The 23,791-nt window shown below is 57.7% G+C and carries 19 protein-coding genes; 7 read left to right on the top strand and 12 right to left on the bottom strand.

Features of this window, described 5'->3' with window-relative positions; all coding sequences use genetic code 11:
- Positions 1–203 precede the first annotated feature (203 nt).
- The 4 genes from J7447_RS02110 (at position 204) to J7447_RS02095 (ending at position 6,714) form a co-directional block, all read left to right on the top strand.
- Entirely contained in the window at positions 204–1,424 is a 1,221-nt protein-coding gene (locus J7447_RS02110) for a glycosyltransferase (RefSeq protein WP_209168592.1), read from the top strand.
- Positions 1,421–2,743 carry a cellulase family glycosylhydrolase gene (locus J7447_RS02105; protein ID WP_209168591.1) on the top strand — a complete coding sequence of 441 codons (1,323 nt, stop codon included), beginning with the start codon at positions 1,421–1,423 and terminating at the stop codon, positions 2,741–2,743. Before J7447_RS02110 ends, J7447_RS02105 begins: the two co-directional genes overlap by 4 nt.
- A gap of 164 nt (positions 2,744–2,907) precedes the next feature.
- Positions 2,908–4,221 carry an O-antigen ligase family protein gene (locus tag J7447_RS02100; protein WP_209168590.1) on the top strand — a complete coding sequence of 438 codons (1,314 nt, stop codon included), beginning with the start codon at positions 2,908–2,910 and terminating at the stop codon, positions 4,219–4,221.
- Between the two features lie 144 nt (positions 4,222–4,365).
- On the top strand, positions 4,366–6,714 hold the full coding sequence (locus J7447_RS02095; RefSeq protein WP_209168589.1) for a GumC family protein: 2,349 nt from the start codon (positions 4,366–4,368) through the stop codon (positions 6,712–6,714).
- Positions 6,715–6,731: 17 nt separating this feature from the next.
- On the opposite strand, the gene J7447_RS02090 is transcribed toward J7447_RS02095, so the two are convergent.
- Positions 6,732–8,345 (bottom strand): alpha/beta hydrolase, encoded by a 1,614-nt coding sequence (locus J7447_RS02090; RefSeq protein WP_209168588.1) that lies wholly within the window; start codon positions 8,343–8,345, stop codon positions 6,732–6,734.
- A gap of 356 nt (positions 8,346–8,701) precedes the next feature.
- Between J7447_RS02090 and J7447_RS02085 the strand changes: the two genes are divergently transcribed.
- Complete coding sequence (locus J7447_RS02085) at positions 8,702–9,610, top strand: glycosyltransferase family 2 protein (RefSeq protein ID WP_209168587.1); 909 nt, start codon at positions 8,702–8,704, stop codon at positions 9,608–9,610.
- 31 nt (positions 9,611–9,641) lie between these two features.
- Here the strand turns inward: J7447_RS02085 and J7447_RS02080 are convergent, their stop codons facing one another.
- Positions 9,642–10,322 carry a polysaccharide deacetylase family protein gene (locus J7447_RS02080; protein ID WP_209168586.1) on the bottom strand — a complete coding sequence of 227 codons (681 nt, stop codon included), beginning with the start codon at positions 10,320–10,322 and terminating at the stop codon, positions 9,642–9,644.
- A gap of 235 nt (positions 10,323–10,557) precedes the next feature.
- On the opposite strand from J7447_RS02080, the gene J7447_RS02075 reads away from it, so the two are divergent.
- Positions 10,558–11,865 (top strand): oligosaccharide flippase family protein, encoded by a 1,308-nt coding sequence (locus tag J7447_RS02075; RefSeq protein ID WP_209168585.1) that lies wholly within the window; start codon positions 10,558–10,560, stop codon positions 11,863–11,865.
- Between the two features lie 21 nt (positions 11,866–11,886).
- Here J7447_RS02075 and J7447_RS02070 read toward each other — a convergent pair whose 3' ends face one another.
- From J7447_RS02070 to J7447_RS02025, 10 genes are all read right to left on the bottom strand, one after another.
- On the bottom strand, positions 11,887–14,337 hold the full coding sequence (locus J7447_RS02070) for a glycoside hydrolase family 2 protein (protein ID WP_209168584.1): 2,451 nt from the start codon (positions 14,335–14,337) through the stop codon (positions 11,887–11,889).
- Positions 14,338–15,360, bottom strand: coding sequence for a DUF1839 family protein (locus tag J7447_RS02065; protein ID WP_209168583.1), 1,023 nt, complete (start codon positions 15,358–15,360; stop codon positions 14,338–14,340).
- An 11-nt stretch (positions 15,361–15,371) separates the two neighbouring features.
- Entirely contained in the window at positions 15,372–16,280 is a 909-nt protein-coding gene (locus tag J7447_RS02060; RefSeq protein WP_209169360.1) for an amino acid--[acyl-carrier-protein] ligase, read from the bottom strand.
- 2 nt (positions 16,281–16,282) lie between these two features.
- Positions 16,283–17,464, bottom strand: coding sequence for an acyl-CoA dehydrogenase family protein (locus J7447_RS02055; protein WP_209168582.1), 1,182 nt, complete (start codon positions 17,462–17,464; stop codon positions 16,283–16,285).
- 3 nt (positions 17,465–17,467) lie between these two features.
- Positions 17,468–17,716 carry an acyl carrier protein gene (locus J7447_RS02050; RefSeq protein WP_006933785.1) on the bottom strand — a complete coding sequence of 83 codons (249 nt, stop codon included), beginning with the start codon at positions 17,714–17,716 and terminating at the stop codon, positions 17,468–17,470.
- Between the two features lie 211 nt (positions 17,717–17,927).
- Positions 17,928–18,458, bottom strand: coding sequence for a cytochrome b (locus J7447_RS02045; protein WP_209168581.1), 531 nt, complete (start codon positions 18,456–18,458; stop codon positions 17,928–17,930).
- A gap of 87 nt (positions 18,459–18,545) precedes the next feature.
- Positions 18,546–19,328, bottom strand: a complete 783-nt coding sequence (locus J7447_RS02040) for a class I SAM-dependent methyltransferase (RefSeq protein WP_209168580.1) — start codon at positions 19,326–19,328, stop codon at positions 18,546–18,548.
- Entirely contained in the window at positions 19,325–20,377 is a 1,053-nt protein-coding gene (locus J7447_RS02035) for a glycosyltransferase family 4 protein (RefSeq protein ID WP_209168579.1), read from the bottom strand. The genes J7447_RS02040 and J7447_RS02035 overlap by 4 nt, the downstream gene beginning before the upstream one ends.
- Before the next feature lie 6 nt (positions 20,378–20,383).
- Entirely contained in the window at positions 20,384–20,782 is a 399-nt protein-coding gene (locus J7447_RS02030; protein WP_023001642.1) for a 6-carboxytetrahydropterin synthase, read from the bottom strand.
- 38 nt (positions 20,783–20,820) lie between these two features.
- Positions 20,821–21,843 carry a zinc-binding alcohol dehydrogenase gene (locus J7447_RS02025; protein WP_209168578.1) on the bottom strand — a complete coding sequence of 341 codons (1,023 nt, stop codon included), beginning with the start codon at positions 21,841–21,843 and terminating at the stop codon, positions 20,821–20,823.
- A gap of 147 nt (positions 21,844–21,990) precedes the next feature.
- Here J7447_RS02025 and mdoH point away from each other — a divergent pair, with 147 nt between their 5' ends.
- Positions 21,991–23,763 (top strand): glucans biosynthesis glucosyltransferase MdoH, encoded by a 1,773-nt coding sequence (mdoH, locus tag J7447_RS02020; protein ID WP_209168577.1) that lies wholly within the window; start codon positions 21,991–21,993, stop codon positions 23,761–23,763.
- Positions 23,764–23,791 lie beyond the last annotated feature (28 nt).

Raw genomic sequence — 23,791 nt, 5'->3', positions numbered from 1 at the left:
CGCTGTCCCGTGGCTCTTAAGAATGAGCCCGTTGGTGACGCAAGGTCGCGGCATTCACTCTTTATTGAAACGTGATGAGAGAAGTTTGCCCCGAAAATGACGATCAAACAGGCTGATGGAACGACCTGCGGCCTTGTTGCAATCAAAGACCGATGAGCGCGGCGCAACCGTTCTGCCGCAAATATTCGCTGCCGAGGGAAACAATGGACACAAGAGCAGAATTCGGTGAACCGGGTGCAGCAGCACCCCTCATCCTGCATCTGAGCGCCGACTACCCGAACCCGCAGCAATTCCATCGCAGAACCACCGCAATCGAGCGTCTCGTCACCGGCGTGGACTTTGGCAGACACATCGTCGTGACGATGGACCGGACCAGCTTGCCCTGGCAGGCCAGCTTCAAGGATTGCGGTGAGATAAAAGGCGTGCGGCTATTCTCCTACCGCTATTTCGGCCTGCCGATGGGTATAGGTCTCGCCTCGGCGATGCGACGTATCGCAAGACATGTGTTTAAGACGCTGAGGACCGAGCACGAGACGCCTGCCCTCGTTCACGCTCATAAACTCTCGTTTGAAGGCATCGCGGGATTGTGGCTGGCGGAACGGTTTGGACCGGATACCCGGCTGTTCATTTCCGTTCGCGGTGAATCGGAACGCAAGATCCTGCTGTTCAAGCCGACGTACCGGAGCCTGATGCGCCGGATCGCGGCACGTGCAGACAAGATATATCATATCTCCGCCTGGTTCCGGGACACCTACCACAGGTATGTTCCAGCGCAGCCTGAGAAGGAAAGACTGCTTCCAAACATTGTTGGGAACTCCACCAGCAAAGTGCCGGTAAAGGATCCGATCCCCCGGTTCGTCAGCGTGTTCGATCTGGACATGCGCCGCCGAAAAGGCATGTCCGACCTGCTGCAGGGATTTGCCGGTTTCCAAAAAACACACCCGGACATCGGACTGGACCTGATCGGCCCAGGCAGTGCGGAGGCCATGGAAGCGGCGAAAAAGGAAATTGCCGAACTGGGGCTCGGCGACAGCGTACGGATTCTTGGACCGATGAACAGCAAGGACCTGTTCGAGGTTCTGCCGCACTATCTTGCGATGGCATTGGTCAGCTACAACGAGACCTTCGGGATGGTCTACCTGGAAGCGCTGTTTGCCGGTTTGCCGATTATCTACGGCAAGGATACGGGTATCGACGGTTATCTTGATGACATCGATGTCGGTATCGGCGTGAAACCCGGTGATGTCGCTGGAATTGCGGCCGCTTTCAAGGAATTGGCGGAAAAATCAACTCACTATCGCAGCCAGATTGTGGCAAGCGAGCAAATCTTGCACGACCGGTTCAACCCTGCAATGATCCTTGAAAGTTACCGTCAGGACCTGGAAGCTGTCTTGACCCCAGATCAACAACGGAGCCGCACGTGACCGCAAAAAAGTCGAAGCGCCTATGGTCCTGGCTGACCGCGCTTGCTTTTGGTCTGGCTTTCCTCGTTTTCGTTGGTGGTTTCCTGTATCTGGACGAACGTCAGAACGCTATCGCTGCCGGAACTCAGGCAGCGAAGGAGGAGACAATTTCGATCCCCATATTCAAACGGGGTATCAATGTTTCCAGACTGCAAAATTTTGCCTATCGGGATCCCGAGCGGCCGGGAAAATATCTCTGGCCACCGTTCCGGGGCGAATTGTCCAAGGTCTCCGACGCCGAACTTGAACGCCTGCGCGCGCTCGGGTTCGACTTCATTCGCTTTCCGATCGACGCCGGCGTCTTTCTGGCCGCGACGGACAGCGAACGCCGTATCTTGCTGGATGATACGAAATCCATAACGGTGCGCTTACTGGACAGCGGCTTTACCGTGATGGTCGATCTGCATCCGGCTGCATATCTCACGGAATGGGCACCTGTCGACATTTTGCGCGATGCACCCGATGGCCCGCGCTTTCAGGCCTACTCCGATCTTGTGGAAGAAGTCGCCAAGCGGATCCGCGATCTGCCGACGGACAAGGTCGCGCTGGAACTGATGAACGAGCCGCAAGGCGTCTGTTTCGAAGAAGACAGCCAAGACTGGTCTGTCTCTCAAAAGCAGCTGTATGACAGGGCGCGCAGTGTTGCGCCAGACCTGCCGATTGTCCTTACCCCGGGCTGCTGGCGGTCCATGGAAGGCCTCGAGTACATGAGTCTCGACGGCTATGACGACAAGATCATCGTCGACTTCCATTTCTACGAGCCCTTCTATTTCACCCATCAATCCCTCCCCTGGGTACTGGACCCTCTCCGCTATATCGCGGGCCTCAGCTATCCCTGGACGGCGGGTGACGTGGAGACTGCCGAAGAGAGGACACGTCAGCATATCGCCGCCCTCAAGGCAGCCGATGTCGACGTTCCCGACTATGCCTTCGACAAGGCGATGGACGGTGTCAGGGACTACTATAAACGTGAAAGGCCCGACCGGAATTTCATTGAAAGCCGCTTTGACACGATCTCGCAGTGGGCGGAAAAACATGACATTTCCCCGGACCAGATCGTGCTTGGCGAATTCAGTGCTATCCGTCCCCCGAAAGGACTTCCGGACGATGGAAGCAGGCTTGCCTGGATCAGGGACGTCCGCACAGTGGTGGAGGAACGCGGCTTTGGCTGGGCCTTGTGGGACTACTACGAAGGCTTCGGTCTGATGACCGACAACGTCAAAAGAACCGTCGAGCCGGCTATGGTCGATACCTTGGGGCTCAACGCAGACGCGCTATGAACCGCGCCATCCAGGCACGACAGTTGATGCGGAATTTGCAGTCGACTGTGCGAAATCGTGACTGATAGATTGAGCTGACAGCTGCGAATCATGCCTAGTAACTGACCTAGCGGTGCGGGCCGGCAGAAAGCTTCTGCAGCTGCAATTGATCTGGAGACTGGGATTTGACAGTTCACCCCGTTGAACAGTCCGGGCCACAGGCCGCCATGCACGGGCAAACGTTGCTGGACAGGATCTTCAACTGGATTCCGGTGCTGCTGCTTGCCTATCCGATGTTGATCAGCCCATTCTTTCTGGTGTCGTCCGGAGGTGAAGACACCGCGGCCAACATCAGCGCGTCAAAGTCCAACGCATTGAACCAGTTGTTCTGGATCTGCCTGTTCATGGTTCTGCTGGTATCGGCGGGGCGGCGCTTGCTCAACGCGTTTACGGTTCTGAAAAGTCCGCTTATCTGGATCCTGATGCTTTATCTGCTGCTCGCTGTCACGAGCGTGCTCTGGTCTCATGCACCCGGAATTGCGTTTCGCCGCGTGGTCTTGCAGATCATCATTGTGATGAGCCTTGTGATTTCGGTTTCTTTTACGGACGACGCCCGCTCACTGCTAAGCCGACTGATGCTGCTGATGAATACCGTTGTTCTGATGAATGCGGTTGCAGTCGTCCTGCTACCGCCGACACCTATCGGTCACGCAGGCATCTACACCCAGAAAAACAATCTGGGCGCGGTCATGGCTTTGGCCATGATGTTCAATATCTACGGGTTTCTGGTTTCGCGCGGTTTTCTGAAACGTTTCGGCATGCTGATCATTTCGGCACTGGCTTTTGGCCTGCTTGTTCTCAGCCAGTCGAAAACTTCCCTCGGGCTTGCCGTCCTCATGCCGGTCATCGCCTATATTGCAGTCGGCATGGCGTTCCTCTTCCGTATCAATGCGGCATTGCTGCTGATTTTCGGAGCGGTTACCGGCGCCGTTCTTCTGTCCTTCCTCTCGCTCCTTACGCGGTTCGGGTTCTCGGACCTGTCTCTGTTCCTGTTCAATGACGAGACCTACACCGGCCGGACGTTCATCTGGGCGTTTGTCGTGGATGTGATTTGCAGAGCCCCGGTACTTGGCCAGGGCTATGCGTCTTTCTGGGCCACGGGGTCCGATTCAATTGCCTTCCGTGAGGCGCCGGGTTTCGTCATTTTGCTGATCCAGGCTCATAACGGCTATCTCGATGTCATGCTCGAACTCGGCATTGTCGGAATTTCGCTATTGTTCCTGGTTATCCTGACCGCTCTGTTTTCCGCAGCCCGGGTCGTTTCGCTCGACTACCGGATTGCCTTTCTCTGCTATTCGTTGATCCTCTTCGTCACCTGTCACAACATGCTGGAGAGCGCCTGGTTTCGTTCCTTCTCCCTGAACTGGCTGATTTTCCTGCTTGCCGCGCTGCTGCCGCATGCAGTGGTTCGCACCTGGGACAATCGTTCGCAGAACTAGTGCCGTCCTCTCAGACCGCAGGCAAATGACAGCGGGCTTCGTCGTGTCGGAGCACCGTAGTCTTGCCGCAAATTAGCAGTTCACTAACCATAAGTGCTTACAAGCAATAAGACGCATGCCCGCGAGGACATAAGGTGACTTTTTGTGGACCCCAGACAGGTAGAAAACCCGGCTTACGATAAGGCGGCCCTTCAAGGCAGCGACGCCATTGCTCTGGACATCCTGTCCATTTTTCAGGTCTTGCGCCGCCGCATCTTCCTGATCGCGGCAATTGCATTTGTTTTTGCAGCGTTGACTGCCGCCTACTCCCTGACCATCACACCGATATTCAGAGCGTCCTCGCAAGTCCTGTTCGACCCAACTGTCCGCCAGCCTTTCGATGACCCGAACCGCCCGAGCCGCACGGGACAAGGCTCGGAAGTGATCGACAGTCAGATGTCGGTCATCCATTCCGACACAGTGCTGCGACCCGTCGCCCGGGAAAACAATCTGGCTGAAGACCCTCATTTCGGCGAAGGCAAGCCGGGGTTGATGAGCCAGTTCAAGAGCCTGATCTTCGGGGCAACCAAGAAGGACGCGGCAACGCTTGAAGCGCAGGAGACCGCCGCGGTCGAAGCTCTTGCAGATGCAACCAGCGTCAAGCGCGTTGGTCAGACCTTCGTCATCAATATTGCCGCGGAATCCCCTTCACCGGTCCAGGCTGCCGTTCTGGCGAATTCGATCGCCGAAAGCTATCTGTCCGACCAGAAACGGCAAGTTGACCTGGCCTCGGACGAAGCCGCCGCCCAGATCGATGATCGGCTGGTGGATTTGCGGGAACGCCTGAGGCAAGCCGAAGAAGAAATCCAGAAATTCCGCGCGGCCAACAAGCTGCAGAACTCCGACGAGGGGTCGCTGCTGACGGGACAGGAACTGACCGGACTGAATTCCAGGCTCATCGATGCCCGTGCGGCACTGGCGGAAGCAACCGCCAAATACGATGAGATCCAGCGGGTTCTGCAAAGCGGTGTCGACGCGGAATCCATTGGAGATGTGGTCAATTCCCCCACGATCTCCTCACTTCGCCAGCAATATGCCACGGCTGCACGCACGGAAGCTCAACTGATGGCCGATCTTCTGCCCTCACATCCGTCTGTCGTGCAGGCAAGATCCCAGCTGGAACGGTTGCGCAATCTCATCCGGGACGAAATCAGGCGGATTGCGGAATCCACACGCATCGATGTCCAGGTCAATCAGGAACGGGTTTCCAGGCTCGAGCAGCAGCTCGATTCCACGCGAAATCTTTCCGACGTCGACCAGGCGGCTTCCATCAGGTTGCGTGAATTGGAAACGGAAGCACAGGCAACACGGCAGCTTTATGAGATAGCACTGAGCCGGGCCAAGGAAATTTCGCAGCTCGACCAGGTTGTTCTCCCTAATGCCCGCATCATTTCGCCTGCCATTCCGCCGGAAAGCCCGGTCTACCCGAAACGGAAGATCATGGTGGTGCTGGCCGGAATCCTGGGTCTGCTGTTCGGCACCATAATCGCCGTTGGCGGCGAAGCCATTCGCATTGCCAAAAAACACCTGTTGCCGGAGTTCCTGCAGAACCCCGAACCTGCAATGGCCGTCGCCGGCCCTGCACAGTCGCTTGCTCCCGTAACCACGGTTGTCGACACCTCCCACAATGCACGCTCATCAGTGGGGCTGCCGGGAACGCGGACGAGAAGCAAACGCACTCCCTCCAGGCAGGTGCCCCAATCAGAACCCGGGCTGAAAGTTATCAGCCAGCTGCCCTGGCTGACGGAAACCGACGAAAACGGCAGTGTCCGTCCGCTCAGCTCCGACGCCATCTCTGCCGTACAAGATGCGATCGAGCAGTTTTATTCGGACGAAGCCGGACCTGGATGGACTTTTGGACAAGGCGTTGACCAGATCATTGCATCGATCCAGAGCGCGCCTGCCCAAAACGGCACGCGGATCGTCTTTCTGACCTCTCCCGCCCTTGGCCATGGCCAGACAATTGCTGCCCTTGCCCTCGCTCTCGGGGCGGCCCAGCGCGGATTGCACGTGCTCCTCGCCGATGGTGAACCGAAACAGCGAATGCTCAGCCATGACCTGAGCATCGACGATATGGAAGACATTGGCGGAACGCTTCGCGAAAGGGTTGTCGACTACGACGAGCTGGATATTTCCTTTCTGTCGCTGGTCTCCGGATTGCCGAAGTACAAGCACCACCGGATGAACATCCGCGAAGCTTTCGATTTCGCAGACATTGCGCGTGACTACGATCTTGTAATCATCGATGGCGTTGCCCTGCCGCAACTTGTCGAAGATGATCCGCTCGCAGGCCTTTCGACGCAATTCCTGGTCACGGTTGCCGAGCGTGAAGAAGATCAGATCTCGATGCCGATCCTGTCGCGTGACCTGCTTACGATCGCAGAAGGTCGGCCTTCCGGTCTCGTGCGAACGATGACCGGCACTCCCCCGCCATCACGCCGTAAATACGCGTGAACGGATCAGCTGAGGCATCACTTACAAGATCTTGAAGCGGAGACTTTCGCAACAAATTCGGTCAACAGGGCGAACATCTGTTGACGGGCGGCGATAGGTGTCAGGTTATGATCCGCATCCTGCAGGCCGTGCATCTCGATGTTCGGATAGGCTTTCAATCCATGCCGGTCGACGCCGAACCAGTTGTGTAACTCAAGAAGCCCCCGGTCGTTGTCGCTATAGACGAGAGACACTGGGACATCACGCTGCTCGAGTTTCTGAAGGCGACCGGTCAGGACCTTGAAGAGCCGGTAATGGCGTGACAGATTGCCTAGAACAGGTGCCAGGGTTCGGTCCACCTTCAACTTCACGGGCCGGGTTACCTTTTTCAGAGCGGAAACCAGATTGATTTCCCCTGACAGAACCCGTTTCAGGGTCTCTGCATCGACCGCCTTGCGTCCATAACTGGACAGCGTCTGTATCGGCTCACGGATAGCCTTATCCACGTTTTCGTCCGGATCCCAGACCAGTTTGCGTGAGTTCACCAGAAAGGCCGCATTGACGCGGTCATCGTCTGCAGCCGCCAGAAGGGCGAGATAGGCACCGCTGCAACGGCCGAACAGGATAACGTTTTTCACCCCGGTCCGTTCCTTGATAAACCCGACGGCGGCTCTGACATCCTCCAGTTGCCTGTCAGAATAAAGAACCTGGGACGGCTGATCCGGCCAATAACAGCTCTCACCGATACCAGCCAGATCCGTGCGCAGAACCGCGCAGCCGCTTTCCGCAAGAGACCTAGCAAAGCCGACCGACATGCGTGCCCAGCCAATGGAATGGTCATATCCGGAATTGAGCATGATCACCGCCGTTTCCGCACATTTGCCACGGGGGCTCGCGAGCACGCCGAAGAACATTTTGTCGGGCCCGAAACGCAGCGCCTCCTCCTCGACATCTGGCAATGGCTCCGACACGGCAGAGATTTCGGCAAGAACTGCAGTCTCCAATTGCTCTGCCGGGAAATTGGCCTTCACCCAGGCTACAATCCGATCCAGCGTTTGAACCGGGGGGACGGACAGGGTCGGGTCGGACACATAGTCGACGTACCCCTCAAACGACAGGCTCTCGAACTGCAAACCGTTTTCGGCGTAGTGATCTGCAAGTTTCTGATCGCCCGGATGGTCGGCCCTTTGAACAAGCAATGTCTTCAATCCGGAGGGCAATTCCGTCTTGTAGAGATTGAGTGATTTGATTTCGTCGGCTGTTGCGGCCGAGAGCACGAAACCGCCAGCCATCAACCCGCCCTCGGGACCATCCGACGCACTGACCAGGAACGTCGGCTGCGTCAACGCAGTCCAGGCTGCGAGTTCCCGCAGATAAGCTCGTCCCTGGGCAACTGGCGCCAGTAGCACTTGTCCTGCAATCTCTCCGTCTGCTGCCAGGTTGCTTGCGAGACTTGCACCTATCCCCTGTCCGACCACGACAACCCGATCCGGGTTTGCCAATCTCTTGAGTTCGGAAAGGGCTGTTCGAACGGAAGCCTGCCATGCCGACTTGTCCTGAATATCCGCGCTGTCCCCGTGTGAATTCGCGGTTGCCGGATAGTCGAACCGCAGACATGGGTACCCGGATGCAGCGAATTTTTCGCCGAGCATCCTGTAGCTTTTCCGGGAACACAGCTCTTCATACCCCCAGGGACTCAACAGCAGGATTGCTGTTCCTCCCGCAGCTTGATGAAAATAACCAGCAAGCCCATCGAACGAGATCGGCAAGGCCACAGCAGACGTTCCGGCAACAGGTGTAGCAGAGGAGGTATCAAAACCTTGCCGGTTCATATCACGTGCGAGCTCCAGCTTCATGGCGGGTGAAAGGCGGTCCTTCCAAATTCCGGGGCATCTTGCGCCTTTTTTCTAAGCCATTGTTTAATAATGCTGCAGGAACTTCTGGTGCATTAAAAGATCGTCTCACATCCTGTTGATTGCTTCCAACTCTGCTTCGGAGCCCAGTCTGAATGGAAAAAGTTTCCGTCGCCATAGCGAGCATTGGCCGTGAAACCTTGCTCGATACGTTACGTTCCCTGGCGGCGGTGACCAAACCGGTCGGGATGGAGCTCAACGTGCTGGTGGCCGACGATTCCAAATCCGGTGCGGCGACCAAACTCGTTGCCGGTCATCCCATCAAGTCGCTGGACGTGACCTGTCTTGCCGTGGCGAGCGGTAATATCTCTTCAGCCCGCAACGCATTGCTCGACGCAGCTGATGGCGACTGGCTGATATTTGTCGATGACGACGAATGGGTGGAGAGAGATTGGCTGGAAAAACTCTTCGCCTGCCAGAAAGACTTCAACGCAGACGTCGTGATCGGCCCGGTAAAACCACGCTATCCGGACAATACGCCCGAGTGGATGCGGCGTGCGAACCCGCTCTACACCGACTGGGGGCACCGGGGAAAACGGCTTTACACCGGCCGGGGCGGCAACACGCTGGTGCGGGTTGGTTTTGTTCGTGCGCTGGAACTGAGGTTTGATGAAGCCTATGGCCGGACAGGCGGCGAAGACACCATCTTCTTTGCTCAAGCAGCCGAACGCGGGGCACGTATCTTTGCCACGGACGATGCGATCGCGCACGAACATGTTCCCCAAGACCGATTGTCGTCGAAGTTCATTCTCAGCCGCGCGACACGGTCAGGCCAATCCTATGGCCAGATGCGCCTCGCCCGGCATCCAGACCCTTTCTGGCACGTTTTTTTCGCATTTGGAGCACTGGCAAAATGTGCCGTTGCCGGTGTTTTAGCGCTCGCATTCCGGCTTCTCGACAGGGGACGTTCTTTCCGGATGCGGCAAAAACTTGCGCTCAATACAGGCAAGCTGCGCGCTGTATTCAACCTGCCCCTTGCAGAGCTCTACAGAAAACCGGATTGAACCAGTTGGCGCCTACGCCTCGGACATGCCTTCAAATGCGGAATTTCGCGCGCCGTGCGAAGGCATAGAGGGAGCTTTTCAGGCGCTTCTTGGCCGAAAACATCGGCGGGATGTCACGATCCGGGTCGAAGCCATTTGCAGGCGAAAAGCGCGGACAGAACCATGCCGTCTGATAGGCAAGTCCCGGTGTGCTTGTGAAGACCCGCCGGTACCCGGCTTCCTTGAGACGATGCAAAACGTTCGCGTCCAGAGCACCGAACGGGATCGCCGCTTCTGTGACAGCAGCCCCTACCGCATCCTCGATTTTCTTTCGAGCGTCATAAAGCTCCCGTTGAAAGCCGGCGGCATCCAGCTTGCGCCAGTCGACATGGTCGTGGCCGTGGCTGCCGATGACCGATCCCGACGAAACAATCTCCCGCATCTGTTCCGCGGTCAGATAGCCCTTTGCCCCGATACGTGCAGCCAGAACGAAAAAACGACCTGGCCGACCCGCCTCCACAAGGGCTGGCAACCCAACCTCGTAGTCAGACAGGTTGCCGTCATCAAAGGTGATTTCCAGCTTCGCTCCGTGTTTCTGCTCAAGTGCAGGAAGGCGTTCAATTGTGCGCTGGTAAGTCTCTATCGGGACGAAGTAATGGCTCTCTTCCGGCGAAACAGGCACCGCTGGTACACCAATACCGTGGAAAGTGAGAACCTGCGTTTTTGCCAGCATTTTTTCTCCGCCTTTTCGAACAGGACGCCAGATCCTTGACGCAGGGAAGTTAAAATAGTTTGTGCAGGTTCGCGTTGCCTGCCTATTAACGGCGCAGTCAGGTTTGGCACCTAGTTTCTGTTGTGACTTATCCGGGGGGCAGATACACAAAATCCGCTCCTGCGGTCCAAGGCCAGCGGCCACGGATCCCGCTTTTTTCGATCAACGGCCCACGCCTCGAGGCAATTTCGTGTCAATGAATTCCAGTTCGGCATCGAGAAAATTTCGCGCGCTTTATGACAAGGCCCTTGGCCTCTCACGACGCCCGCTTGTTGCCAATACAATTTCCTACACGATCAATTTTGGTCTCTTGCTCGTCATTCAGCTCGTCTTTTTCCTGTTTATTTCGCGCGCCTTGGGGGCAGCAGACTACGGTCTGTTCATCACCATCGTCAGTGTCTCGATCATGGCCGGTTTCCTGGTCGGGTTGGGCAGTGAATACCTTCTCCTCCAGCGGGTCGCGGTTGAGCCTCAGTCTTTCGACAGATACCTCGGGCATTCCCTGATCATGATGGGACTTACCTTTCCGTTTGTCCTGCCCGGGACAATCGCTTTGTTGTACGTCCTCATCGGCGATACCGTTCCGCTATCGACTATCGCGATTGTCACTGTTTCGGATCTGCTCCTCACAAAACTGGTGATCTTGTCCGCGCAATCCTACATGGCCTTCGACCGGGCCAGAAAACAGATTGTCATCAATGTTCTGGCTGCTTCGTTGAAACTCGCTTTCCTGTTCGTTGCCACGCTTCTCCCCGGAAGTCTCACGCTACAGGAATGGGCGTGGTGGTATTTCGCCGCCGGAATTCTGTCTGCTCTTGCGGCTTGCTGGCTTGTTCTGCGTGATCTCGGCCGGCCGACCTTCACCCTGATCCGGGACGACCTGAAACTCAGCCTTCTCTATTGCATCGAGTTTTTTGCCATCGGCGGCATGAAGGATCTGGACAAGCCGGTGGTCGTTCACACTTTGAGCGCAGATGCAGGCGGGCAGTACGCAGCCGGGTTCCGCATCATCGACGCAGCCTCAGCGCCCGTCAGAGCGTTTCTCTATGCAACCTACACCCGCCATTTTCGCCAGGCACAAGATGGGCAGGCAAGCAGCCTTGCTTTCGGCGTCAAGCTGTTGCCGGTGACGGTATTCCTCGCCCTGCCGGTCGCAGTTTTCCTGTTGCTGATCGCCGGTTTCATTCCCCTTGTTCTGGGTGAAGATTTCGCAGAAACACCGACAGTCGTTATGTGCCTTGCGTTTTATCCGCTCCTTATGGGGCTTTCCGGTGTAGGGGCGGACATCTTGCGAGCCACCGGTCGTCAACGCGTGCGGATGGCGCTGCTTATCAGCACCAGCCTCCTGCTGATACCCATCGTCAGCCTTGGCGCTGCGTTGGGAGGCTTGGCCGGCGCAGCGCTTTTCCGCTTTGGCGTCCAGATTGCTTTGACCGCGGGCACCTGGTTCTTCATTTTCTGGACAAAGGCACCTGCGCCCGAACCAGATGAAACCGCAGGCTGATCCGTCGCTTCCAGAAAGGCGTCAGAAGGGCACGCGCCCGGCGAAGTTCAAGGCCGTAAGTTGCCCTTTGGGGGCTGCCTGATCATCGCGTTCTTCGTCTGGCGTTTGTTGCAGTTGAATGCACTTCGCCTCGCCCGGAGCCAGATGGAACCAGTTGTCCTCCGTCTTAAATCCGGGAATGGCAACGACTGTCGATTGCAGGAAGCGTTTGGCACGGATCATCAGTGACCAACTGCCGGCCTCGTCCTGTTCCACACTCACCTCGGGCGCATCGAAATGGCGATGCAGTGCTCGGCCGAGAGGGAAATGATGCGCCTCGGAAATGAGTTTTCCGGTTTGCGTATCGAACAGACGTACGACGGTTACATCATGCGAGGGCGGGCCGAAACGATAGGCGTAGGTGACGTCGAAGAAGGCTCCGATCAGGTCCACTGCATTGAGCGTCTGCGCACTGTTCGGCGCCAACAACAGCTCCTTGTCTCCTGAAACCACCGGCACCTGGCCATCCCTCAGGCAGGCAATGCTGATCCTGACCGGCTTTTCCTCTGCCCTTTCGTTAAGGACGTGAATGGCAAGGCCGTTCGTGCCTTCGTCGGTGACACAGGCAATTACCGGCCTGAATGCGCGCTTGAGGGCATACCACGCGGGTTTGGGACGTCCGGCTGCATCAACAAGTCCCCACCCGGCACCAATCGAGAGGTCGGAAAGGGTCCAGACCAGTGCGCCCTGGCAATTGGACCCGGGCCGTCGCCATTCGGAAAAGGTCTCGAACATGACCTCACCGGTGACCGCCCGTCCGAGGTCGAGATATCTGTCCGGATCGCCGTAGCGAAGCGCGGCCGGATCGACATCATAGAGCAGCTTCAGATAGTGATCGCGCACATCCTCGAAGTCCCAGCCGGCGCCGCGGTCCCGCGGTACCCGTGCCTTCCAGCGTGGATCATGCCCCGGTTTCACCGGCAATCCTTCTTCCAGGCTTTGCTGGACGGGAATGTTGGAAAACGCGAGGCACTCACCTGCAAAGCGGACGTCAGCCCGCCTTGCGTCTTCCAGAGGCCGCAGATATGCCCCAACGCCGTAATAGTGGGCGATGCCTTCGTTGGGGGAGAACGGCAAGACCCCGCCGCATGGCGAATTTGCTGCATAGGGCACATCCGGCCGCAGCTCTGTGGCAATAGCCGGCAAGATCTCCTCGCACAGCGGCCCCTTCCAGCGATCCTCGGAAAGCCCCATCATGGCGCCCTGCTGGTAGATCTCGCTACCACCGCACAGAACGGCAAGTGAAGGGCTGCCCATGCTTTCATCCAGCTGATCGCGCAGTTCCGCTTCGATCTCCGCGACGAAGGCGGCATCCTTCACGGGGTAATCGTAGTTGGCGAACTGAAAGTCCTGCCAGACCAGCAGACCCAATTCGTCACATAGCTCAAGGAAGGCGCGGCTCTCGTAAAGCATCGTCCCACCGATGCGCAGCATGTTCATGCCTGCGTCCCGGGCTTTTTCCAACAGCGGGCGATAGGCTTCGCGGCTGGACGACAGGTTCAATAGATCCGCATTGGTCCAGACGGCGCCCCGGCAGAAGACCGGCACACCGTTGATCTTCAGTCCGAAGCCGCGTCCATCGGCACCGTGGTCCACCTCGATCCGGCGGAAGCCTGTCTTGCCCAGTGAAAGAATATTGTCAGCGGCCTGAACGGTTACGTCGTAAAGAGCAGGCTCGCCGTGCGTGTGCGGCATCCAGGGCTTGGCGCCCTCAGGACGGAGGGTCGCCGCATAGCAACCGTCGTCCTGAAGGCTCATCTTCGCCGATGCTCCCGCGCAAGTCAGCACCGGAACGGCATCCGTATTTTCCAGCCTGACCGTAACTGACAGCGCGGCTGTGCCATCAGGGGCCAGGTCCGCAAGAATATGCTTTTCAACAATACGCGGCGGCGTCTGAGGTTCGAGCCTGATTGGGCGGTATGGGCCAACCGCATGGATTTCCGGGCACCAACCGGGCATGTGACCGAGAAGCGTCGTCCGCACGAGCCTCAGCCCCTGGCTGGTTGCCAACTGAGGCTTCCACCGGGCGCGCGGCCCTTTTGCGTTCAAGTGCGGCTCTAGCGCGCGAAAGCAGATTTTCAGAACGTTGCGATCGGCCAGTTCCACGGGAACACTGTATTTGCGGAACATGTTCCGGCTGGACAGCACCTCAACGTCGTTCAGGTAAACCTCGGCAATGGTCGCCAACCCCTCCAGGTGCAAGCGATATCGGCCCGGCGGGGCGTCGAACCAGGCTTCATACCAGACGTCTTTGCCATGAAGGGGAACGGGATTTTCCGGGTCGTAAAGTCCTGCATCCGTCAGAGCACTGGCGACGGTTCCCGGAACGTGTGCCGGAACGAAATCCCACTGGTGCCCCGTCGAAAGCGGTGTTTCAAAGGCACCGGGCTCTGTCATTGACAGCGCCCAGGTCACTTCACCCAGGTCGATCATTCAAGCCCCGGCAGCGCTGACTACGGGAGTAAAACGTGTTTCCTGATCACCGTAGTGGGTGTCGAGAAGTTGCATCAAGTTGTCCCAGGCGTTGATCGCTGGCAGCAAACCTTCGTCCAGCCCCTGAAACTTCTTGCGCATGACGGCGCGTGCCAGTTTGAACTGCACCATCTTGCAGGTGGAGGAAATGGTCTTGGCCATTTGCACACCCTCGGTCAGATCGTCCCTGCCTGCCGCAACCAGCCATTCGAGATAAGACGAAAACAGCTCGAAATTCGCACCGAGCTGGCGCAGCGTGTTGAAGGCATACAAGTGGAAGAAGCCGAACTCGCGTTCGCAGATCTTTTCCACCTGTGCCGGGAACACCTGTGCAAAGGCAGCAATCGGGTTCTGCTTTGGGCGGCGCTTCAGGTGATGGCGCAGAAGACCTTCCGAAACGTTCAGGATGTGAGCCGGCGTTGGCAGTGTGTCCGGAACCTTCACGAATTCCGTGTATGGCAGGAACGGCGTCGGCTTTTCATGTGCGCCGCGCTGGAACACTCCGTCGAAATCGTCACCTTCCAGCCGGTGCAGGCCCAGACCATGGAAATATTCCATGGTCCTGGCTTCAAAATCCATCCAGTTGACTGCGATCGTGGTCTTGCCGTGGGCCTCGTGATAACCGACACCGTGTGTGTCCGGCAGGAAATAGCTGTCGACTTCGACCAGTGACAGGCGGCCCCGTTCGATCTGTTGCCGGACGTGGGCTTCCACCCGGTCGTAGATCGCAAGTTCCGTGACCTTGAGACCATAAAGCGCTTCCAGATCCTCCAGCGGCACCTTGAAGAAGGTGAACTGGTCCCCTTCAAAATCCTGGGTGACCGAATAGGACAGACAAGCCTCCACCGGCAGACCAAGCGACGGCAATACCTCGATCCAGACATCAAGATAGCAATTGGTTTCGGGCCAATCCCGGTCCTGGGAATGGAGCGGACTACGCACGTAGGTCGCCGCATTGAAGCGGTCAAACACGGCTTGCGTCATGTTGCGTCCCCTCATCCCCAAAGCGCGGCACGGACGCCTTCAGGCCATTTGGACGTGTCGAAACCATGATGGCGGAAGAGCGCCAGCGCCAGTCGTTCCAGACCGAAGCCGACACAGGCGGTGTGGGCAGGCGTTCCATCAGCCTGACGGATGTTCCAGGCCTTGCCGAAATTGTCCATGTGGTAATTGAAGCTCATGCAGGCCGTCGGTTTTTCTTCCGACGTGATCGGCACAAGCATTTCGAACTTCAATTCCTGCTCACGCTGGCCGGACGCCATGATCTTGCCAGCTCGGCCGAAGAAGGGATCGTTGGCGACATCAACGTTATGCGGGAGCTGCAGCCGCTCCATCATGTCCGCGCCGCGCTGTTTCCAGGTCTCGCGAAAATCCATGGTCTGTTCGGCAGAACCGACACGCACGTATTCACGCTGGCGAAACATCTGCATCCGAGCCGGATCCTTGGAAGGCTCGTGGCGGAAGCAATAGGACTGCAGCGCGACGTAGGCTCCCTCGGCCGGTAATGCACCACGGCGCGAGAGGATCGGATATAGCGGATAGCAGGCAGCGGGCGTCAGAGCCACCTGGGTCGGTTTCTGATCCTTGGACCAGTCGTCGCCAGCGGCCATGCATTGCAACAGCCCCATGTGGTCATGGTCGTTGCCGCAAAAGGCATGCACTGTTCCTGCCAACTGCGGGAAGTTCTTCATGTAACCGCTGGTTTCGAAATCCTGCATGGTCATTCCCGGCGGGAACACCATTGCTTCGGAGATCTCGTCCTGACCGTAGGTGAGGGCAAATTTTTCGAAACGGGCAATAACGTCTTCAAATTCGCCGCTGCGGGCATAAAGGCCGTCGACGCCGCTGTCATGCAGGACGCCTTTGGCAAAGAGCTGATCCAGAAAAGAGACTTGCGCGTCCATCATTACCCCAAAAGACTGGTGTCTTGTTTGTTGACCAGGAGCATCGTGGACGTGTTGCCCAGAATACGGTCGTTGGAAATCATCAGCTGCGCCGAATGGGCGTCACGCAGGTGGCGTCCGAGGCTGAACGGCGTACCGTTCTTGTAGCCTGCGATCCCGCAGATCAGCATGCAGTGGTTGATGATTGTCAGGATCGTCTGTGACGTGCCGATCTTCACGTTGTTCATGGCAACGGAGAAGCTCATGGCATTGAGCGCATCACTGTCGCCCTTGCAGCCTTCGAACTGTTTCAGGCCGGCAACGACGTTGGCCTTGACCAGCTGCAGCAGGCTTGACGCCTCCGCCAGACGTAGTGCTCCCGGAGGAACCTGGCCGGGAGCCTTGCGCGCAGCGTTCTTCACGAATGCCTGCCCTCGGGCAACCGCATCAGCAGCGATGCCATACCAGAGTGCGCCCCAAAGAAGATGGGAAACGGCCAGCATGGATTGGGCGGCAATCTCCGCAAACGGGCGCGGCAGGATCTGCTCGGCCGGAGCTTCCGCCTTGAAAATATAGCCGTCGGAGCAGGTTCCACGCATGCCGAGCGTATCCCATTTGCTGGTCTGCTCAAGCGTGTACTGATCCTTCAGGAAAATGGTCGCAACCTGGTCGGAATGAGCCGCGTCGACATGCCGGCGGGAGGTCACCATGATGGCGTCCGCATTGGCGCCGTAGGAAATCACGGTCGCATCCTTGGTCAGGCGCACGATGTCGCCCTCGACCTCGACCGCACAGATCGAATTGCGCAAGTTGCCGCCGATGCCCGCCTCACTGGTTGCAGAGGCGATCAGAAGCTGCTCATCGCAGATCCGCTTCTGGAAACCTTCGTGCCAGGCACTGCCCACCGCGTAATCCGCCAGGCTGGCAATCTGGATCTGGTGCATGGCATAAGTCATCGCGGTGGCCGCGCAGGCTTGTCCAAGAATTGCGCAAACATCAGCAATCTCGGTCAGCGTTGCGCCTTCCCCGCCGAATTCCGGACGGATCATGACACCCATCAGGCGTTCCGCTTTCAGGGCGTTCATGCCTTCAACAGGAAAGCGGCCTTCCACATCAACCTTGTCGGCAAACTCGGAAGCGACCTTGGCGGCCCGCTTGGCGCGATCTGCCAACCCCATGGCAGTGATCTTGGCTGCGGCGGTCATGGATTACGCAGCCTGCTCTTTCAGGATTTCGGTAAGAGCTGCGTCGATCGCATCAATGGAGGAGAAAGACTTGCGGTTCAGCAAATGCTCCGGAAATTCGATATCGAATTCTTCCTCGAGCGCCAGCATCACCTGGACGGATGCAAACGAAGACAGACCGGCATCGTAGAGGTCAGCACCGTCCGCGACGTCGTCGATAGAAACCGGCAGATTGCCGTGTTTTGCCAGCAGGGTCCGAATGGTCTGTTTCATTTTAGTCCTTACCATTTTCTAACGGTTACACTTGAACCGGTCCTTGGGTTCCGAGACGTCATTTAGGCCAAAAAACGATAAACTGTAATTAAAGGGCATGGTAAAAAATTACAAAACAGGAACTATTAAAATTTGTTAAGTTAACACTTCCTCAATCATAAAAAATCTTTCAAGACACTCAACATTACCGCAGAGTATTCGTTCCAAAAACTTAAATCATTCTACCGAGAACACCGTCCTTGCGCACAAGACCGTGATAAAGCGCGGCGGCAATATGCAGCACCACGGCGGCAGTGAAGAGCAGCCCGAGCACAAGATGAATCTGAAAAAGCTGGTCTGCCAACGCACGGTCCTTGGCGACAATCGCCGGCATGGTGAACAGGCCGAAGACCGAGATTGCCGCACCGTAGGCGGAGGTAGCCACCCACCCGATGAAGGGATTGACCAGCAGAAACCCGTACAGAAAGGCATGGGTAGCCTTGGCGGCAAATTGCTGCCAGAGCGGCATGCTTTCCGGCAAGGGGGCGGGTTTGTGGGTCAGCCGGTAACCGAGACGTATCAGGGTCAATATCATCAACACGATGCCGACCGAGCGATGGTAGTCGAACAGCTGGTTCTGCAAGGGGCCGCTGTCGATCCGGATCATGACAAGGCCGGCAGGCACCATTGTCAGCACCAGAATGGCGGTCAGCCAATGGATCAACCGGGCAATCGGGCTATAGCGTTCATCACTTGCGCCCATATCGCACCTCTCCTCTCCTGCCTGCACACAGTTTAGGCAGCCCACCTGGTTTCAACAAGTCCCGGGAGGAAGCCGGATACCTGTGTCTTACGGCAAGGCAGTGAAATCGACGTGACCGACGCTGAGAGTGAGTTGACCGGAAGTGATGTGTTCCTGCCGCAGCGACCACCATTGCGCCAGTTCCGCCTCGTCCAGCGCAACTTCCCTGCCGATGTTGCACCAGCCGCCGAGAAGCTCTTTCAGGAAATCCGCTGACGAACTGTCTGCCTGCCAGTCAGACCGGCCCTGCACCACCTTGTAGCCTCGATCCCGAAACAGTTCGATGGCACGCATGGCAGCGGCCGGACCGAGGGCCGGACCGAACCCCTTGTCAGACAGCTGATGCGTGTTGTGTGCGGCCAACAACGCGGCATCAAGGGAAAGTTGCGGGGTGAAAAGCGCGCGGCCATCGTAGGTCAGGCTTGCCAGAAACGGTTTTCGCGCCTTCGCGACCTGATCGACCAACCGGACAAGAAACGGCTCTGCGACCAAGTCCAGAAAAGCGGATGTAGTCACCGCGTCGACCTCGGCAAACGGCAGCTCCTCCAGATCGCTCGCAAGGTCGATCTGCCGCGTTGTTACCCTGTCCTGCCAACGCTGCCCGGCAACTTCCAACAGAGCCGGATCGTAGTCGGTCAAAAGCCATTCGATCGAAGTGCTTCGATGCCGAGCAAGAGCCGAGACAGTCGAGCCTGCTCCACTTGCGAGATCCATTATGCGCATCGGCTGACTGCCGAGAGCCGCAAAGAATGCGGTTTCCACTTCTTCATTGCGAGCCGCCAGATCGACCGGTTCGCGCAAGGCAAGCCATGCTGGTGAAAAACCACTCATCGGCCATTATCCTGCAACAGGTCTGCAAACTTCCGTGCCGCATCCGTCCAGTCCGGCAAGAGTTCAGCGGCCTTTCTGGCTTCAGTGCTCAATCCCGCACGTTTCTCGCGGTCGGAGATGAGTGTTTCGAGCGCGTCACGCAAAGCATCGACATCCTCGACGCCGCAGTAGAGGGCAGCTTTCTCCGGAAGTGTTTCCTTCACCGCGCCGCCACCGCTACCGATTACCGGCAAACCGTGGGCAAGCGCTTCGGTATAAGCCATACCGTAGCCCTCATACCGGCTTGCGAGCACGAATACCTCTGCCGAGCGATAAAAGTCGCCAAGGTCTTGCGCCGGAACAGCCCCGTGAAAGGTAATCCTGTCGAGAAGTTCCAGCTCACGCGCCTGACCTAAGAGCGCCTGGTAACATTCAGGATCCGCCTCAAGACCGCCGACGATATCCAGATGCCAGCGCAACTCCTTGAGGCTTGCAAGGGCGGTCAGCAAGAGATCGTAGCCCTTGCGTGGCAGCAAGGTGCCGACCGACAACAGCCTCGTGACGTCGTTCTGTGGTCGTTCATACGGCTCAGGCTTTTCCGTGCCGGGCAGAACGGCGGTGATGCGGTCCGAAGAAATGCCGAAAAGCTCTTCAACCTGGGTGCCTGTTGCGGGACTGGTCACGATGACATGACGGGCAAAAGCCAGCACTTTGTTTTCGCTCTGGAAAAGAGCTTCAGCCTGTTCCTTCGACAAACCGTTTTCGACACAGAGCGGGTGGTGCACAAGCGCAATGAGAGTGATCCGGTCCTGCAGTCTTTCCATGGCTCCCGCCATTACACCAAGTGCGAGACCGTCGACGACAACAAGCGCCCCTTCCGGCACCGACGACAGCCGGGCTTCGGCTTGCCGAAGCGTTTCTTTGGTGGGAAACGGAAAGCCGTCCCCAAGCGAAACCAGATCAACTTCCCAGCCTAGCGTGCGCAGACCGGCGACGATCCTGCGATCGTAACCGTAACCGCCGGTCGGTGTGTTGAAATCTCCGGGATAGGCAAAGACAAGCGCGGGCATGAGCTGTCAGATCCCGGCTTCGTACCAGGCGCGCGCGACGTGGGATTCGGAAATCGTCACGCGGATCGCCTTCAGTTCAGATCCCGGACGTCCGAGCTTGTCCGCTCTGGCAGCCTTGGCCAGGTGATCATGGATGTGCTTTGTCAGAAACTCGGTCGTAGTGTTGATGCCCGCAAATTCCGGCACCTCGTCGAGGTTCTTGTAATTCAGAGGCTGCAGGACCTCCTTCAACGCTTCATGCGCCCGGCCGATGTCGATCACCACGCCATTGGCGTCAAGACTGTCGGCCAGAAACGCGGCATCGATGACAAACGTGGCGCCGTGCAATGCCTGGGCCGGACCGAACAGTTCTCCCTTGAAGGAGTGGGCAATCATGACGTGATCGCGTACTTCAACTGCAAACATCTTATCATCCTGAAATCATGAGGAAAATTGAGAGCTTTTCAAACGACGGCTTGGTTGGTTCCGTCATATACGACGAGGGCGGCAAGCACATCTGACGCCTTGTTCAACAAATCGGGAAGACGATCCGGAAGCTCGGCAAACGCCACCTTGTGGGTGATGAGACGGTCGAGGGCAGGATCGGCCAGGAGGCCAAGAGCCGTTTCCAGCCTGCGGCGGTAAGTCCAGCGGGCCTGCCGTTCGATCGGGATCGTTCCAACCTGACTGGAAACAAGCTTCAGGCGGCGGCAGTGAAAGTCTGCTCCCAGCGGAGCCGTGACCGCATGCGCGCCGTACCAGCTCAGCTCGACGATGGACGTACCGTCGCCGGCACAGGCAAGCGCCGTTGCCAGTCCCGCCGACGTGGCGCTTGTGTGAAACACCAGATCCTGGTTAGCCGGCGCATCTTCCGGCAGTGCAAATTCCAGACCCAGCCCGATGGCAACTTCCGCTCGGTCAGGGTTTGTATCCACGACAGTTACTTTTGATCCGGGTAACCGTCCGGCAACGTATGCGGTCAAGAGACCGACGACACCACCGCCGACCACGCAGATGTGATCCCCCGGTGATGGTTTTCCGTCCCATAACGCATTAAGTGCCGTTTCCATGTTGGCCGCCAGGACGGCTCTTTCGGCGGAAACGCCCTGGGGAACCGGCACGCACGACATGGAGGGGAGCGTAAAGACGCTTTGATGAGGGAAGAGAGAAAACACAAGACAGCCGTTGAGATCCGGGTCTCCTGCTATGACCCTGCCGACGTTTGCATATCCGTATTTAACCGGAAACGGGAAATCTCCCTCTTGATGCGGCGCCCGCATGCGCTGCCATTCACTCGACGGAACGTCGCCGCGAAAGACAAGGCCTTCCGTTCCCCGGCTTATCCCGCTAAAGAGCGTTTCGACCAGCACTTCGCCGGTTTGCATCTCATTCAAGGAAACAGTCTCCAGTCCGCATCGACCGGGCTCGGTGTACCACAGCGCCTGCGGTTTACCTGTGTCGCGCGTCACCGGTACGTCTGCGGTCATCCTTTATCCTCTGCGGTCATCAACCCTTGCCTTTGTCAACGTTAGGACATTTTGACATGCGCACTATTGCGATGATCGCTCCGATTGGAAGTCAAAAAAATGTTTCGGGTCTTTGACATGCCAAAATTCAATGGATCAATTGCTCCTATGACCGCACGGCGTTTGACGTTCGCGGCCCTTATCGGGCTCAGTTTTGCCGGCCTTGCCACCTTGATGACGCTGACGCTTTCTCCTGGTGGATATACGGCGCTCGACCTTTTCATTCTTGTCTGCTTCATGATCACCCTGCCCTGGACCATCATAGGTTTCTGGAATGCGGTGATCGGCCTCCTCATCATGCGGCTTTCCAGAAACCCTGCTGATGCAGTCTGCCCGATCGAGCACGGCGACCCTACTCAGCCGCTGCGAAGTTCGACAGCGCTGCTGTCCTGTGTCCGCAACGAAGATACAGAAAGCCTGGAAACCAATCTGAACGCCATCGTGTCTCACTTGATACGCGCAGGCGAAGCCGACCGGTTCACCCTTTATGTGCTCAGCGACACCAATATGGACGACGTTGCCCTTCAGGAGCAGCAGATGACGTCCCGGCTGAAAGATCGCTTCGAAGGCCAGATGGAGGTGGTCTATCGGCGGCGCACGGACAATCGCGGTTTCAAGGCCGGCAACATCGAAGACTTCTGCGAACGTTGGGGCGATCGACACGAGTTTGCACTGGTGCTGGATGCCGACAGCTACATGTCGGCCGACGCCATTGTCGGACTGGTGCGGCGCATGGAAGCCAATCCCCAGCTCGGCATTCTGCAAAGTCTTGTGGTTGGCCTTCCGACAGACAGCGCCTTTGCCCGCGTCTTCCAGTTCGGCATGCGGCTTGGCATGCGCTCCTACACCATCGGCAGTGCCTGGTGGCAGGGTGACTGCGGCCCCTACTGGGGACACAACGCCATCTTGCGGATCAAACCGTTCAAGGAAAGCTGCCGTCTGCCGGAACTGCCCGGGAAGGGCCCGCTTTCGGGAACCATTCTTTCCCATGATCAGGTGGAAGCCGTCCTGATGCGCCGCGCCGGCTACGAAGTGCGCGTACTGCCGCTCGAAACGGGCAGCTATGAAGCCAATCCGCCTCATCTGCTGGAGTTTATCCGCCGTGACCTGCGCTGGTGCCAGGGCAACCTGCAATACCGCCGGCTGATCGGGCTTCCTGGCCTCAAACCCGTTAGCCGGATGCAGCTGGTGCTGGCTATCCTGATGTTCCTCGGCTCTCCTGCGTGGCTGGGCTTCATGACTTCGGCCGCCATCCTCGGCATGGTCACCGACTACATGCCATATCGCCCTGACACTGGCGCCCTGCTCTTCTTCACCGTCCTGACGATGGTGTTCGCGCCGAAACTGGCAACCGTCGCCGACGTGCTTGCCCGTCCGGACCTTCGCAAGGCCTTCGGCGGGCCGATACGTGTCGTCGTGAGCGTTCTTGCGGAAATCGTCTATTCGGCAATGCTGGCACCGATCATGGCCGTGGCGCACTCACTGTTCATGGGTGGGCTCCTGTTCGGCAAAACCATCGGCTGGGGTGCGCAGGCACGTGGTGTCCAACGACTGCCGGTCTTGCTGGCAGCCCGCAAGCTCTGGCCGCAGACACTCTTCGGACTTGCAGGTCTTGCCTGGCTTTCCACCCAGCCTATCGATCTGGTGTGGCCGGTCATTCCCGTGGCCATCGGGCCACTTCTGGCAGCTGTCATCGCGGTGACAACCTCGACCAGAACACTTGGCCAGATCGCGATCCGTTCGACCCTGTGGCGTATTCCCGAAGAGACCAATCCCCCTGCAGAGCTCGCAGACCTTCACCTGCCGGCGCTTACCAAAGGTGCGGTCGCCGTCCAGCAGCAAGGGCTCGTTCAGGGCGATGCCAATCCGGCGAAGGCCTGACACGGATCAGGCTCACGCACTGGGACCT

This window comes from Labrenzia sp. R5_0 (assembly GCF_017743835.1).
In the GTDB taxonomy this organism is placed as follows: domain Bacteria; phylum Pseudomonadota; class Alphaproteobacteria; order Rhizobiales; family Stappiaceae; genus Roseibium; species Roseibium algicola.
This window is presented reverse-complemented; position numbering and strand designations above follow the sequence as displayed.